Genomic DNA, 14,960 nt, shown 5'->3' with positions numbered 1-14,960 from the left:
GTGGTGATGGAACGACAGATGAGATCAGGCCTGCGCGCGGGACTCGCGCACTTGCCGCAAGGCTTCGACCACCGAGGCCGGCACGAAGCCGGAAACGTCGCCGCCCAGCCGCGCGATCTCGCGCACCAGCGACGACGAAATGAAGCTGTATTGCTCGGCCGGAGTGAGGAACAGCGTTTCCACTTCCGGGATCAGATGGCGATTCATGCTGGCCATCTGAAATTCGTATTCGAAATCGGACACCGCGCGCAGGCCGCGCAGTAGCACGCCGGCATGCATGTCGCGCACAAAGTGCGCCAGCAGCGTATCGAAACCGCGCACTTCCACATTCTTGTGCGCCGCCAATGCCTCCTGTGCCAGCGCGACGCGTTTTTCCAGCGGCAATGCCGGGCCTTTGGACGGGCTGTACGCCACGCCCACCACCACGCGCTCGAACAACGGCGCGGCACGGTTCACCAGGTCGATATGGCCATTGGTGATCGGGTCGAAGGTACCGGGATAGACGGCGGTGCGGCTGTTGGCCACGCTCATACGGAAACTACCGGGGTCGGATCGCCGTTCAGTGTAGCAGCGGCCCGGCGATACAGCGCATAGCGCACCTGCCGGGTACCGCCCTCGCGATGCAGGTGCCAGCCGGCCGGCAGTTGCAGCGCCAGGTCAGCCGGCGCTTCCAGATACAGCCAGGCCTCGGCGGCCAGATGTGCGGGCAGGCGTTCGAACACGCTCGGCCACAGACCGGCCGCGAACGGCGGGTCGACGAAGACGATGTCGACCAGGGCCGCAGGCGCGCGCTCCAGCCAGCGCAGCGCGTCTTCCTGCAGCACCTGCACCTGGTCGGCCGCCTTCAGCTTGGTCACATGCTCGCGCAGCCGCTGCGCCAGGCCGGGGTCGCGCTCGATCAGCGTGGCATGCGCGGCCCCGCGCGAGACCGACTCCAGCCCCAGCGCGCCGGAGCCGGCAAACAGATCCAGCACGCGCGCCCCGCGCAGCCGCGGCATCAGCCAGTTGAACACGGTCTCGCGCACGCGGTCGCTGCTGGGGCGCAAGCCCGGCAGGTCCGGCACCGCCAACCGCGTGTTGCGCCAGCGCCCGCCCACGATGCGCACCTGGCCTTCGGCGCCACGCGGCGCCGGCCGTGCCGGGCGGCTCATCGCAACGCGCCTGTGGCGGGCGGACGACGGCGTAACACAGGTGGCGCAAGTGGCAGCATGGGTCGGAATGCAGGCGATGGCCGTCCATGATACCGCTGCCGCCGGCATGCCCGCCCCGCCCGTCCGGGGCACCGATGCGCCACACCTTCGCGCAGGCACGCCTTGAAAAAAACCGCCGACGGCCTCATCCCCCAGGCCATCGGCCGCAGTGCGGCCCGGACCACCATGGAGCACGACCCCAATGACCGTTGACACCGACAAGCAGACGCTGGGCTTCCAGACCGAGGTCAAGCAGCTGCTGCAGCTGATGATCCATTCGTTGTACTCGAACAAGGAAATCTTCCTGCGCGAGCTGGTTTCCAACGCTGCCGACGCCGCCGACAAGCTGCGCTTCGAAGCCTTGGTCAAGCCCGAGCTGCTGGAAGGTGGCAGCGAGCTGCGCATCCGCGTCGACTACGACAAGGACGCGCGCACCGTCACCATCGACGACAACGGCATCGGCATGAGCCGCGAGGATGCGGTCTCGCATCTGGGTACCATCGCCAAGTCCGGCACCGCCGACTTCCTCAAGCATCTGAGCGGCGACCAGAAGAAGGACGCCAACCTGATCGGCCAGTTCGGCGTCGGTTTCTACAGCGCCTTCATCGTCGCCGACCAGGTGGACGTGTACTCGCGCCGCGCCGGCCTGCCCGCCAACGAAGGCGTGCATTGGTCCTCGCGTGGCGAAGGCGAATTCGAAATCGCCAGCATCGACAAGCCCGAGCGCGGCACCCGCATCGTGCTGCAACTGAAGGAAGGCGAAGATTCTTTCGCCGACGGCTGGACCCTACGCAACATCCTCAAGAAGTATTCCGACCACATCGGGCTGCCGATCGAAATGCGCAAGGAGCATCACGGCGAACAGGCCGATGCGCCCGCCGAGCCGGAGTGGGAAGCGGTCAACCGCGCCAGCGCGTTGTGGACGCGCCCCAAGTCCGAGATCAAGGACGAGGAATATCAGGAGTTCTACAAGCACGTCGCGCACGATGCGGGCAACCCGCTGGCGTGGAGCCATAACAAGGTCGAAGGCAAGCTGGAATATACCTCGCTGCTGTTCGTGCCCGGCCGCGCCCCGTTCGACCTGTATCACCGCGATTCGGCCAAGGGCCTGAAGCTGTACGTGCAACGCGTTTTCATCATGGACCAGGCCGAGCAGTTCCTGCCGCTGTACCTGCGTTTCATCAAGGGCGTGGTGGATTCGTCGGACCTGTCGCTCAACGTCTCGCGCGAAATCCTGCAATCCGGCCCGGTGGTGGACTCGATGAAGTCCGCGCTGACCAAGCGCTCGCTGGACATGCTGGAAAAACTCGCCAAGGACAAGCCGGACGACTACGCCACCTTCTGGCGTAACTTCGGCCAGGCATTGAAGGAAGGCCCGGCCGAGGATTATGCAAACCGCGAAAAGGTCGCCGGCCTGCTGCGTTTCTCGTCCACGCACGACACCACCGGCGCGCAGAGCGTGGGCCTGGCCGATTATGTGAGCCGCCTGGCCGAGGGCCAGGACAAGCTGTACTACCTCACCGGCGAAAGCTACGCGCAGATCAAGGACAGCCCGCACCTGGAAGTCTTCCGCAAGAAAGGCATCGAAGTGCTGCTGCTCACCGACCGCATCGACGAATGGCTGATGAGCTACCTCACCGAATTCGACGGCAAGTCGTTCGTTGACGTGGCACGCGGCGACCTGGATCTGGGCAAATTGGATTCGGAAGAAGACAAGAAGGCGCAGGAAGAAGTCGCAAAGTCCAAGGAAGGCCTGGCCTCGCGCATCAAGGCCGCTCTCGGCGACGATGTGGCCGAAGTACGCGTCTCCCACCGCCTGACCGACTCCCCCGCCATCCTCGCCATCGGCCAGGGCGACCTGGGCCTGCAGATGCGTCAACTGCTGGAAGCCAGCGGCCAGGCCGTACCGGAAAGCAAGCCGGTGTTCGAGTTCAACCCCGCCCACCCGCTGATCGAAAAGCTGGACGCGGAACAGGACATGGACCGCTTCGGCGATTTGAGCCGCGTGTTGTTCGACCAGGCTGCGTTGGCGGCGGGCGATAGCCTCAAGGACCCGGCCGGGTATGTGCGGCGGTTGAATAAGTTGTTGTTGGAGTTGTCGGCCTGACAGCTGCGATGTAGCAGCTGAAAATACAACGGCCGGAGCATACTCTGGCCGTTGTATTTAAACCGGCAAATGCTTGACCAATTTTCTTCCTCGGCACTTTTTTGGCTACATTCCTTCACAGAGGAGTAGCTGCAGACGAGACCGGCCATCTATTTAGATCTAGATAATGAGCCCTAGAAGATATTTACCACGCTACTGACATATAATATTCATCGATTCAGTCTCAACGCAGTCCGTAGCGACTACTATCCAGCAGTAATTTTAGACCGCCATGAAGACCTCATACGACTGACATCTAACTATGACCCAAAATTCTTGACCAGAATTCAATTCGACTTAAACAGCCTTTTTATCCTAATATAGCAGGGAGCAATAATGAAGGCACTAATAATCGACCAATTTTGCCGCAGTTGAATTCCGATAAACAAGACCAGCACATCCACACCAATCATATTTACCAACAGCACAGCCGACAGCAACTCGGGATTTGACAGGAGCAAGATCGCAGTTGCAAACAGGATACTCCCACCCCATCGGCGAACGAACCGGGTATTTAATTTATCTCGAAAGAAACCCATCATTCGACTTCGCTCTGCTCCCGTTCCAGCCAGATCCTCGCCGAACGACGGATTGCCGGATCGGCATCGTGTTGGGCCCTGCGCCACAGCCCGCCCCTCTCTCCTAGTGCGAGCAAGCTAGCGACTTCTAGTGCAGCATTGCGTACGCGCCAATGACCGTTGCCAAAGACGAGTCGCTCGATGGAGTCATAGGCTTCCGTTGTTCCGAGCAGCGCGACGAAGATTAGTAACGGCGTGAAACACTCAATTTAGACTACCTTGCACAACACTGCTCATCGCATAGAGGTGATCGAGGCTGGGCGCAAATCCATTACGTTCCCAGTGCCCAACGGTTGCCCTATTGACGCCCAATTTTTGCGCCAGCTCGGTCTGGGACATTCCAGCCCCAATCCTGGCAGCACGGATCCTCGCCGCTAAAGAAATCGTTTCGCTGTCCAATTAGCTCCTCCACCATCTCCTACATGCATAGGCTCAGAGTCTCCTCACTTGAAGAGCCGAAGTCAAACAGTAGGAAGGGCTTTAGTTGGATAACAGCTGGCAACATTGAAGCTCCCATCATTTGCGCGGAAGCATTGCGAATTTATCAAGTCGTGCCAGTAGCACTTTGGAGTCAGATGTTGCGGACTACATAACGAATCGCAGACACAACCATGACTGGGCGCAATAGCGTTATCTCCCGTTACAGAACGTGATTCATTTCGTTTTTTAGCATCGTCGCCCTTAGGCAGAGGCACCTATCATCAGCTACAGGCGACGACATCGACCATAAAGTGAAGTCGTGGTCGCTGCTATGTACGCGCTCACGCCGACTCCAACACCCAACACCCAAACGCAGGCCCGGCCGAGTATCCAGTCTCAGGTTCGATACGGATCTGCAACGTGGCACGGCCGGCCACTGCGGTGGGCAAGGCGTAATCCACATCGATGAAGTCCAGGCCGCGGTTGCCGTCCAGGCGTTCGTTGGCGATGAGTTCGCCGTCGGCGAGTATGCGGAAGCGGCGGCGGGTTTCGTCGCCCCAGTAGCGTAGGCGCAGGATGCGGGCCTGGGCGGTGTTGCGCAGGGTGAAGGCGATGAAGCCGCCGGTGCGGGCATCGCGGCCGGCACGGCGGCGGTAGCTGAGGGCGTAGGAGCTGTCGCTGGTGAGGGCGTGTGCCTTTTCCGATGCCTCGTCGCCCAGGGCGACACGATCCAGTGCGCGCGCGTCGAGTGCGCGCTGCGTTGCGTCCGCTGCCGTCTGCTCAGCCTGGCGTTGTTGCCAGGCAGCGGTATCGCGGTGTTCCAGGTAGACGGCGCTGCGGCGATCGAACTGGGCGTAGAACGGGGAAAAACGCCATTGCTGGGCGCCATCGGCATAGGCGTAGTGGCCATGGGCCGGCAGCGGCTGCAGACGTTGCAGGACGTCATCGCCACCGACCAGCGCCGGCGTTTTGTTGTTCCATGGTTTTGCGGCATCGCCGAGATCGGCCGCCAACACCAGCGGGCCGCGCATGACGGCCACCCATGCCGGGTCGTCGGGTGTGGGTTCCAGGCGTAGCGGCATCTCCAGCTGCAGGGAGACGCTGTCACCGGCCTTCCACAGCCGTTCGATACGCAGATAGCCCTCAACTGGTTGCAGTGTTTGCAGCTGGCCGTTGACCTGCAAGGTGTGCGCGCCGGCCCAACCGGGCACGCGCAAGGCGAGCGTGCGTGCATCCGCGGGCGCGGCGTCGATGCGCAGCGTCACCTGGCCTTGCTCGGGAAGCGTGCTGCGCAAGCTCAGTGCGAAGCCCGCTACGTCTCGCACGCTGGAGGGCACATACAGATTGACGTAGACGCCCTGCCCGTCTTCCCAGTAAATCGAATCGCCAAACTGCGCGTGCGCCTCCATGCCGCTGCCGACGCAACACCAGAAATCGTCGAACGGTTTGGACCAACCACGCGCTTCGCCAGCCAGCAGCGGTGTCATGTAGGTGAACATGCCGGTGCGCGGGTGTTGCTGCGCCATCACGTGGTTGAGCAGCGTGCGCTCGTAGTAATCGAAATACGCCGCCTGCGGCCCCCATTGATACAGATGCCGGGTGAGCTTGAGCATGTTGTAGCTGGCGCAGTGCTCGCAGGTCTGCTCGGTGAGGAACTTGGAGATGCTATCCGGCTGCTGGAAGTATTCGCGGTCGCCGTTGCCACCGATCACGTAGGTGTGGTGGTCGGTGACCGTGTGCCAGAAGAAACGCGCCGCCGCGCCGGAGGCGGCGTCGCCAGTGACCTCGTACTCGCGGGCCAGGCCGATCAGCTTGGGGATATTGGTATTGGAGTGCTGGTGGACCAGTTCATCGCGTTGGGCGACCAGCGGGTCGAGTACGGCGTGATGATGCAGCCGCTGTGCCAGTGCCAGCCACTGCGCATCGCCGGTTTGCACATGCAACTCGACGAACGATTCGTTGAGGCCGCCAAATTCGCAAGACAAGACTTTCTGCAGCTGCGCATCGCCCAACGCTGCGAAGATGCCTTGCAGGTAACCACCCAGCCCCACCGCCACCTGCAGCGCCTGTGCATTGCCGCAGTGCGCATGCACATCGAGCAGGCCGGCGAACAGCTTGTGCCAGGTGTAAAGCGGCGCCCAACTGCCGTTGAGATAAAACGGTGCAGGGTCGATCTTGCCGCGCTTGAGTTCATCGAACACCGCGCGCCCGCTTTCGATCTGCCCTGCCGCGTTCTTGCGGGTGAAGCCGGCCACATAGCCATCGCCTGCATGCGCCTGGCAACGCGCCAGTTCGCTCACCAGATACGCGGCGCGTGTCGCGCATTGCGCATCAGCGGTTTGCGCATGCATCAACGCCAACGCGCTGAGATAGTGGCCGAGCGTATGGCCGGCGATGGTGTCCGCTTCCCAACCGCCATAGGACGGCGCCTTGGGGTCGAGGCCGGCGTACAGCACGAAGTTGTGCAATAACCGGTCCGGCTGCAGCCGCATCAGATAGCGGCGATTGGTGTTGAGCGCATCCAGAAACAGCGATGGCGTCAGGCGGACCTGAGCAAGCGGCACTGCGCGCATGCTTCCCGGCTGCGCGGCGCTGGCGTCGGCAGGGAAACGCAGGAAGCCCGCCGCCACTGCCAGGCTGCTCCAGGCCAGAAAACGCCGCCGCGACAGGGTCAACGCATGCTCGGTGGTGCGCTCGATGTTGGATGGCTCGGTCATGAGGTCAGCTTAGCTCCTGCCGCTACTTGCAGACTGCGCGCGCGGTTACAGCCCAGAGCGGCAATCGCGATGTAGAGCATATGGGCAACATGGTCTACCACTGCCCGATCGGATCGGGCAGCGGCAGTGCGATCAGACAGCGCAGTCGATAGGGCCGCACTCAAAATTTTACCGTCGCGCGCGCCCAGTAGAACCGGCCAAGCAGATCGTAGGTGGCCACATCGGTATTGGCGTTGCCGACATTGTTGGAGTAATACAGCGGCGGCTGCTTGTTGGCGATATTGTCCACGCCCACTTCGAAGCGCGTATGCCAGGGCTGCACGTTATAGCCGAGCTGCAGGTTGTTGTAGACGTAGGCGCCGATGTTGCGCACCACTGTCGGCTGGCTGGAATCGGCCGACAGGCTCTGGTCCGGATCCGAATTACCGATGGCGGTGTTGCCGACATAGCGGATGCGCCAGGTGGCGCTCCAGTCGTCCAATGCCCAACTTACCGTGCCCAGCGCGCGCCAGCGTGGGAAATTGCCGTATGCCTGGGTGTAGCGGCCCACATTATGGATGGTGACCGAGCTGGGGTCGGTGGTATCGGGCAGCACGTCGTAGCGGGTGAGATAGGTGCCGTTGAGGCCGGCGGTGAGGTTGCCCCACGGCGTGGATGGCAGCCGATAGGTCAGATTGAAGTCCATGCCCTTGGCCCACAGCTTGCCCAAGTTGACGGTGGGCTCGGCGATGTAATTGATGGTGCCGTTGCCATTGCGATGAATCAACGCGCAGAACGCGCTTGCCGAGTTGGCGTAGCACTGGTTGAGCACCGTTTGCGCGGAGACGGTGGTGATGGTGTCTTCCAGATCGATACGCCACCAGTCGGCGCTGATCGACAGGCCATCGATCCACTGCGGGTCGTAAACCAGGCCCACATCGTACGACTTGCCGGTTTCCGGCTTGAGTTGATAGCCCGCCACTGCCGCACCGGATACCTTGCCCGACACCTGCCCGTCCGATTGCTGGTAGCTGCCGTCGGTGGGCACGTTGGCGCAGGCCACGGTATTGCCGCCGGTGTAGCCGTTGCAGGGGTCGTTGACGGTGGCCGCATCGCCTGCCACGCCGGCATACAGCTCGTTGATGTTGGGCGCTCGAAACACCTGCGAGACGGTGCCGCGTACCAGCAGATTTTCGATCGGGCGATACTCCAGCGACACCTTGCTATTGGTCTTGCTACCCACCGAGCTGTAATCGGAAAAACGCGTGCCCAGGGTGATATTGAGCGCGTTGATGCCGGGCAGGTCCTTGAGTAGCGGGAACAACGCTTCGGCATAGGCTTCCTTGACGTCGAAGCTGCCGCTCAATGTGGACGAACAGTATTCGATCACCCCGCACAACCCGTTTTCGTCGCCGGTCCACAGCGCATCGGATGCCGTCGTGGAGCGCTCCTTGCGATACGAAAGCCCGGCAGCCAGGCTGGCCGCGCCGGCCGGTAGGTCGAATAACGTGCCGTTGGCATTGGCTTCGAATTGTTTGACCGTGTAGACGCTGGTCACGATCGGGTTGACCACCATGCCCTGCAAGGTGGCCAGGTTGGAGCTGTCGTTGAGGTTGAAGAAATTCAGCGGTGTGCAGCCAGCGATCGCCGCGCCTGCGCTGCCGCATTTGACTGCGCCGTCGCTATCCAGAAACGACGGCCCGATGGCTTGATTGAACGCGGCATAGTCGAGAAAGCCATTGTTGATCGACTTCTGCTTGACCTTGCCGTAGTTGAAGTTTGCATCCCACTGCCAGGAACTGTCGCCGAAGCGACCACGCAAGCCGGGGCTGATCTGGAAGTTGTAGGTGTTGTATTGATAACTGCGGTTGCCCAGCACTGCGGCGCGCGTATTGAGGTCGTTGTACGAGGTGCCGGTGGTGCGGTCGGTACCGAAGTTGACGCCGAACGGGTTGTAGTAACTCTGCGACGACACCAGGATGTTGTCGCCGTTGGAGAAGATCGGAATCGGCGCGATGATCGAGGCCGATTCGGTTTTACTGAACCAGGTGTTGACGTACCCCTCGACGCTGTCGCTGAAGCGAAATGTGCCCAGCAGGAAGGCATTGGTGCGCTTTTGCGGGGTCTGCAACAAATTGAACGGCTGATAGTTGTAGGAATCGGCGCTGGGGTTATAGCAGTGGAAATCGCCTGGACCGGCGCGACCGCTGACGCCGCCATTGAGCGTGACCCGCGCGCAGCCATTGGCCTGCCGAAGCTGATTAGACTGATCCGAGCCATCGTTGAAGTTGACCGTGCCGGTGGGTGTGGCAGAAGACCCCTGCTTCACCGGCACGCCATCGGTCAGTGCCAGCGCGTCCTTGGAGTAGTCGCGCGCACCGGCCGAGACCGGGTCGATGTTGTGGTACGACAGCCCGCCGATCAGGCTGCCACGCTCCCAGGTCTTGCCGGCGGTGAGTGCGAAGTTGCGCCGGTTGCCATCGCGCTCGCTGCTGGTACCGAAGTCGCTGCTGAACTGCACGCCGTCGAAGTGCGTGCGCAGGATGAAGTTGACCACGCCACCGATGGCGTCGGACCCGTACACCGCAGAGGCACCATCGCTGAGCACCTCGATGCGCTCGATCATGCTGGTCGGAATGGCGTTGACGTCGTTGTACGCAAGCCGGATACCGTTGACCAACACCAAGGTGCGCTTGTCGCCCAGGCCGCGTAGCGAAATCGCCGAGGCACCGGTGCCGCCGCCGTTATTGGTGTACGGGTTGGTGGCGTTGCCGGCGATCGATGGCAGTTCCTGCAGCAGGTCGCCCACTGTGGCCTTGCCGGTTGCGGCAATCTGTTCCTGGCTCACCGTGACCACCGGGTTTGCGGTTTCGGTGTCCACACGGCGTAGCCGCGACCCGGTGACGACCACGCTGTCCAGCGTCTGCGTCGCGTCGCCGTTGCCGGCCTGTTGCGCATGTACAGGAATCGCCGTGCCTGCGGCAAGCGCCAGCACCAACGCGGTGGCGAGCATGCTGGGCAGCGGGCGCGGCCTGGTCACGGTGCGACGAGGAATGGGCAGCGACGACATCGACATGCAAGGCTCCTGAGTTGAAAAGTGGCTAAACGACGGGCAACACACGCCCGTACCGGTATGCGCCAGTGCGGGTCAGAACAGATGGAAGACAGGCACCGCGACGAAATCCTTCGCCATGGCCGTACCGCAGACGCAGACATCCATCAACGCGCGCGATCAGGTGCGATCGCGCAACCACGCGTGGTATCCGATGGAGGTTGGTTCGTTCATGGAGTCGCCCATGCGCTCCAGTTTCATCAGCTGGTCACAATGTGCCTGTGCGCAGGCGCTACGTCTTGTCGCATTTGTCGACCGTGCATGCGGAAAACAGCATGGTTGCCATGCGCATGGGTGTGCGTGCAGGCAGCGCTGTGCCACCTCGGCGTGCTGGTGTCGCCTGCCGCACATCGAGAGCGACCACCACAACGCCTGCGTCCGCCAGACCAGCGCGACGATGCGCAGTGCTGCATAGCGTGCGTCCAGGGCGGCTTCGTAGTGCCGCCCGCACCCAGCTGACGCTCGCTCGCGACAGTTGCTGTGTTGGCATACGCCGACGGCAGGTCCAGAGCGTGGACCTGCCGTCGGGGACGCTTATCGCTGCACATCAGCGCCTCATCTGCATGCCTTCTCATCGGTACGATGGCCGTTGGTGTTCCAGTTCTGATCCAGACCATCGGTTCCTGTATAGGCCGAGCAGGTGCTGGCCGAACCCGACAGCGGCGTGGCGCCGGCGATGCTGACTTCGTACGGAAACTGCACCGGCTTCTTGCCTGCCAACTGTTCGACGATGGTCGGCACGATGCTGTAGCGATACGGCGTGGCCGTGACGACCAGATAGGTCTGTTTGGCGCCCGCCGGCAGCGCCAAGCTCACTGTGCTGCTTGCCGTCGCCTCCACTGCCGCCAGTGCTGCATAGGTCGGGCGGGACTGCGCATCCACACTGACCAGGGTAAAACGCCACGCCGCCTGGTCGGCAGCGGTCTTGCCCTGCAGGCTCACGCTGATTGTTTTTGCTCCGGTCTGCGGTGTCAGCGGAATGACATGGGTGCCGTAGATGTTCAACGGCCGCTCCGGTGAGGAGGCATACCGGCCGCGCGCGGCCAATGTCCTTAACGGCACGTAGCGTTTGGCGGCGGCGCGGTCCTTGCTGATGTCGAGCAAGGCCTTCTGGCTGAGGAAGTCGAATGCGGCAAGCCGCGCACCGTAGCGCCCCATGAAATCGGCAAACGAACGAAAACCCTGCGGAAACACGCCCTGTTGCTGACCGAGGCGGACCACGGTCTGCATCGGCATTTCCGCGGTATCGCCAGCGGCATTGCGCTGATTTTTCAGCCACATGTCCCAGACCAGCGAACGGGTTGCATCGGTTTCGGCCAGAAACATCAACAACGGATGCGCGCCGTAGCGGCTCTCCGGAAACAGCGGCCCGTTCTCAAGATTGGACTGGTAGTACGCCACTGCAGAATCGTCCATCCGCCCGGTCTGGAACGCGCTCCAGTTGGCGTGGGTTTCCCAGAACCAGCCGGCGGCCTGCAGATTGCGGTAACCGCCGCTGTAGTACTGCAAGGTGTGCACGAACTCATGCGCTACCGAGTGCGAACCGTATCCAAGCGCCCAGGACGAGACCCCGATCGCCTGCCCGGCACTGGCGCCGCATTCGGTGAGATCGCCGCCCTGCGCATAGGGCAGCCCGGTGCCGCACAGGTAGACATTGATGCGTTTGGGCGTCGTTACTCCGGCATAGGGCATCGGTGCGCCGAGCAGATCGGCATTCATTTGCCAGACCTTTTCGAACCAGGCGGCGCTCTGGTTGACGAAGGTCGTCCACGCGACGCCGCGCTTGGCCACATCGCGATAACTCTCCCCAGCCGTCTTCATCCCGTACCAGAAGGCGAAGTGTTGGGTTTCGTATTTTTTCGCAGATCCATTCGCCAGCATCGCGGCGGTGATCGTGTCCGGCTCGGCGGCGGTGACATAGGTGCGCCGATCCACGCGCACCGGATGCGCCTTGGCAACGGTGGCGACGTACTGCCGGTCCGACGCCGCGAAAGACGGCAGCTGATAACGCCGTCGGCAACCATCGGGATATTCCAGCACCACCGATCGCACCGATACCGCCGAATCCTCGCCAAATGCAGTGACCAACCTGGCCTGGAACGGCGGCCCCTCGGCAGCGCCGACCGCGTTCAATGCGGCCGAACCGCCGCTCGGCGTCCAGGTGCGTAATGGCTGGGCGGCGCCCCACGGCGCATCGTTGGAACGCGATTGACACCCCACTGTTTCCGCCGCCGCGGCGATGCCAGGTAGCGTTGCCGATAAGGCGGTTGCCAGGATCGCGTTGGCGATGACGCGTGTTCGATGTTGCATGACATTCTCCAACAAGCCACGCCGGAATGGCGGGCTTTGAGGTAATAGGTGTGCTCGACGTATGCACACGATCCCGCAGACCGCGGCATGCGCGTGCAATCACGCGGGTGGCGGCGCGACGGCTGTGTCGGGCGATGTGCGATTCCACTCAGGCGTTGGTGCCTGCTGCATCCAGCGCACGAAAAAATCCAGCAGCCGCCGGCGGCCGTAACTGCCACCGGCGCCATGGTCGCCACCCGGCACCACCAGCAGGTCGAAATCCTTGCCAGCCTTGATCAGGCGGTCGGCCACCTGGAAGGTGCTGGCGGGATCGACATTCATGTCCATGTCGCCGGTGACCAGCAGCAGATGTCCTTGCAGGCGCGCGGCGTTTTCCACGTTGGACGATTCGGCATACCACGGCCCCACCGGCCAGCCCATCCATTGCTCGTTCCACCAGATCTTGTCCATGCGGTTGTCGTGGCAGCCGGAATTGGCCACGCCCGCCACATAGAACTCGGGATGGAACAACAACGCACCCAACGCGTTCTGACCACCGGCCGAGGTGCCGTACACGCCGACACCGCCGCGGATGTCGTACCACGGGTACTGCGCGGCCGCGGCGGTATGCCAGGCGATGCGATCCGGCAGACCGGCGTCCTTGAGATTGCGCCAGGCCACGTCGTGGAAGGCGCGCGCGCGATTATTGGTGCCCATCCCATCGATCTGCGCCACCGCAAACCCCAGCGTGGTCAGCGGCGGCACCCGGGTGGTGAAGCTTTTCGGCACGAAGGAGCCTTGCGGGCCCGCATAGATGTCTTCGACCACGCGGTAACGCTGCTGCGGATTCAACTGTTGCGGGCGATGGATCACACCCCAGATTTCGGTCTTGCCATCGCGCCCGGTGGTATGGAATGGCAACGGCGCCTGCCAGCCGGCCGCCTGCAGGCGGCTCAGATCGGTGCGCTCGATGGTACGTGCCACGCTGCCGTCGGTGCTGCGCCGCAGCTCCAGCACCGGGCCCAGATCCACGCGCGAGTAAAGATCCAGCAACCACTTCCCGTCCGGCGAATACTGCACGGCATGGTCGGCCTGCTGCGGCGTCAACGCGGTCAGCCCGCTGCCATCCAGGCCGATACGATAAGCGTGGCGGTAATACGGATCTTCGCCGGGTTGCATGCCGGAGGCGCTGAAATACAGCTGCCCCGCTGCCTCGTCGATGCGATCGAGCTTGCGCACCACCCACTCGCCGTGGGTGAGCTGACGGATCACCGCGCCGGTGCGGCCATCGTAGAGATACAGATGCTCCCAGCCATCGCGCTCGGAGGCCCACACGATCTGCGCGCCATCGGCCAGATCGCGGCGCGCATGCTTGCCGCCGTCTTCGTGCTCGCCGCTGAGCTCGGAGTATTCGATGAAGGTGCGCGAAGTTTCTTCGATCAGCGTGCGCGCGGCGGCACTGCGTGCATCCACCTCGATGACGCGATACAGCTGATGCCCGCGTGCGTTGTACTCGAAGGTGAAACCGCGACTGTCCTTCCACCACACCATCTCGCTCAAGGTGAAGGCGTTGGGCAGCAGCGTCATCGCCACCGGATGCGCCGCGCGCGTGGCGATGTCGAAGAGCACCGGCTGCATCACCGGCAACACATCGCCCGGCTTGGGATAGATCTGCTGGTGCAGTTTGGGCTGCACGCGGTCGACGGGTGCCGATTCGATGTAATAGACGATGCGCGGCGGCGGCGCCTTGACCCGATACGCCGCCAGATGCTGCGAATCCGGCGACCACACCAGGCTGTCCAGCGCGTAGTAATCGTCGGTACTGCCATCGCGACTAAGTAGGCTGCGCTCACCGCCGCTCGCAGGCGCGATCACCACATTGGCCTGTTCGATCCAGGCGCGCCAGCGTCCATCCGGCGACAGCTTGACGTTGCGTTCGCCCTGCACGAGCGGAAGCCGCATGTCCATCGATTCCGGCGGCGCATCGCGGTCGTGCAGATGCACGCAGGCAGAGCGCGACAGCGTGCATTGCCAGCCGACGCCGGCGAGCTGGAAGGCCAGACGGTCCTGCTGCAGGGTGGGCGCCTGCAGCGTCAGCGCCGCTGCATCCACAGCGACCGCGCCGGCCTTGGTCAATGCCGCCGCCAGGCGTGCATGGTCGAACGCCAGCGTGTTGCGGCCGCTGGCAGCATCCACCATGCGGTATTCGATGGCCGGCGGCTGACCGGTGCGGGCAACGCCGCGTCGATACAGGAAACGCCCGGCATCGACCCACGTCGGCATGCTGGGCTCGTGCTCGACCAGCGACGCGTAGTGCTGCGACAGACCGAGCGCACGAGTGTAATCCGCTGCAGTGGGGGCCGCTGCGGACGCAGATGTCGGCATCGCTTTCGAGGTCGCTGAGGCCGTAGGCATCGCTGCAGATGCGGGCGTGGATGCCGCCGCCGGCATGATGGACGCGGCCGCCAACGCCAACTGCAACGGCCACATCGCAGCAGACCGTAGCAGCGCGCGGCAACGGAAAAACAG

8 protein-coding genes are annotated in these 14,960 nt (G+C 62.9%); 1 reads left to right on the top strand and 7 read right to left on the bottom strand.

The features are described 5' to 3' along the window. Window positions 1–24 precede the first annotated feature (24 nt). Window positions 25–531 carry a pantetheine-phosphate adenylyltransferase gene (gene coaD, locus RQH86_RS09015; protein ID WP_055851671.1) on the bottom strand — a complete coding sequence of 169 codons (507 nt, stop codon included), beginning with the start codon at window positions 529–531 and terminating at the stop codon, window positions 25–27. Next, the gene (gene rsmD / locus RQH86_RS09010) at window positions 528–1,151 is read right to left on the bottom strand and encodes a 16S rRNA (guanine(966)-N(2))-methyltransferase RsmD (RefSeq protein WP_311240021.1); all 624 of its coding nucleotides are present in this window, start codon (window positions 1,149–1,151) and stop codon (window positions 528–530) included. Before rsmD ends, coaD begins: the two co-directional genes overlap by 4 nt. Window positions 1,152–1,392: 241 nt before the next feature. Between rsmD and htpG the strand changes: the two genes are divergently transcribed. Further along, window positions 1,393–3,297, top strand: coding sequence for a molecular chaperone HtpG (gene htpG, locus RQH86_RS09005; RefSeq protein WP_311240020.1), 1,905 nt, complete (start codon window positions 1,393–1,395; stop codon window positions 3,295–3,297). An 821-nt stretch (window positions 3,298–4,118) separates the two neighbouring features. Here htpG and RQH86_RS09000 read toward each other — a convergent pair. The 5 genes from RQH86_RS09000 to RQH86_RS08980 all read right to left on the bottom strand — a co-directional run bounded on the left by RQH86_RS09000 (window position 4,119) and on the right by RQH86_RS08980 (window position 14,846). Next, on the bottom strand, window positions 4,119–4,313 hold the full coding sequence (locus tag RQH86_RS09000) for a helix-turn-helix transcriptional regulator (protein WP_115513256.1): 195 nt from the start codon (window positions 4,311–4,313) through the stop codon (window positions 4,119–4,121). Between the two features lie 362 nt (window positions 4,314–4,675). Further along, on the bottom strand, window positions 4,676–7,051 hold the full coding sequence (locus RQH86_RS08995; RefSeq protein ID WP_311240019.1) for a glycoside hydrolase family 127 protein: 2,376 nt from the start codon (window positions 7,049–7,051) through the stop codon (window positions 4,676–4,678). Between the two features lie 160 nt (window positions 7,052–7,211). Next, window positions 7,212–10,100, bottom strand: coding sequence for a TonB-dependent receptor (locus RQH86_RS08990; RefSeq protein ID WP_311240031.1), 2,889 nt, complete (start codon window positions 10,098–10,100; stop codon window positions 7,212–7,214). Window positions 10,101–10,697: 597 nt separating this feature from the next. Then, entirely contained in the window at window positions 10,698–12,452 is a 1,755-nt protein-coding gene (locus RQH86_RS08985; RefSeq protein WP_311240018.1) for a DUF6055 domain-containing protein, read from the bottom strand. A gap of 99 nt (window positions 12,453–12,551) precedes the next feature. Then, window positions 12,552–14,846 (bottom strand): DPP IV N-terminal domain-containing protein, encoded by a 2,295-nt coding sequence (locus tag RQH86_RS08980; protein ID WP_311240017.1) that lies wholly within the window; start codon window positions 14,844–14,846, stop codon window positions 12,552–12,554. Window positions 14,847–14,960: the final 114 nt, after the last annotated feature.

Origin of the sequence: Xanthomonas sp. WCS2018Noco2-27 (genome assembly GCF_031843525.1) — a bacterium.
Taxonomy (GTDB): Bacteria; Pseudomonadota; Gammaproteobacteria; order Xanthomonadales; family Xanthomonadaceae; genus Xanthomonas.
The sequence above is the reverse complement of the archived record's forward strand: the minus strand, read 5'-3'. Positions and strand labels throughout refer to the sequence as shown.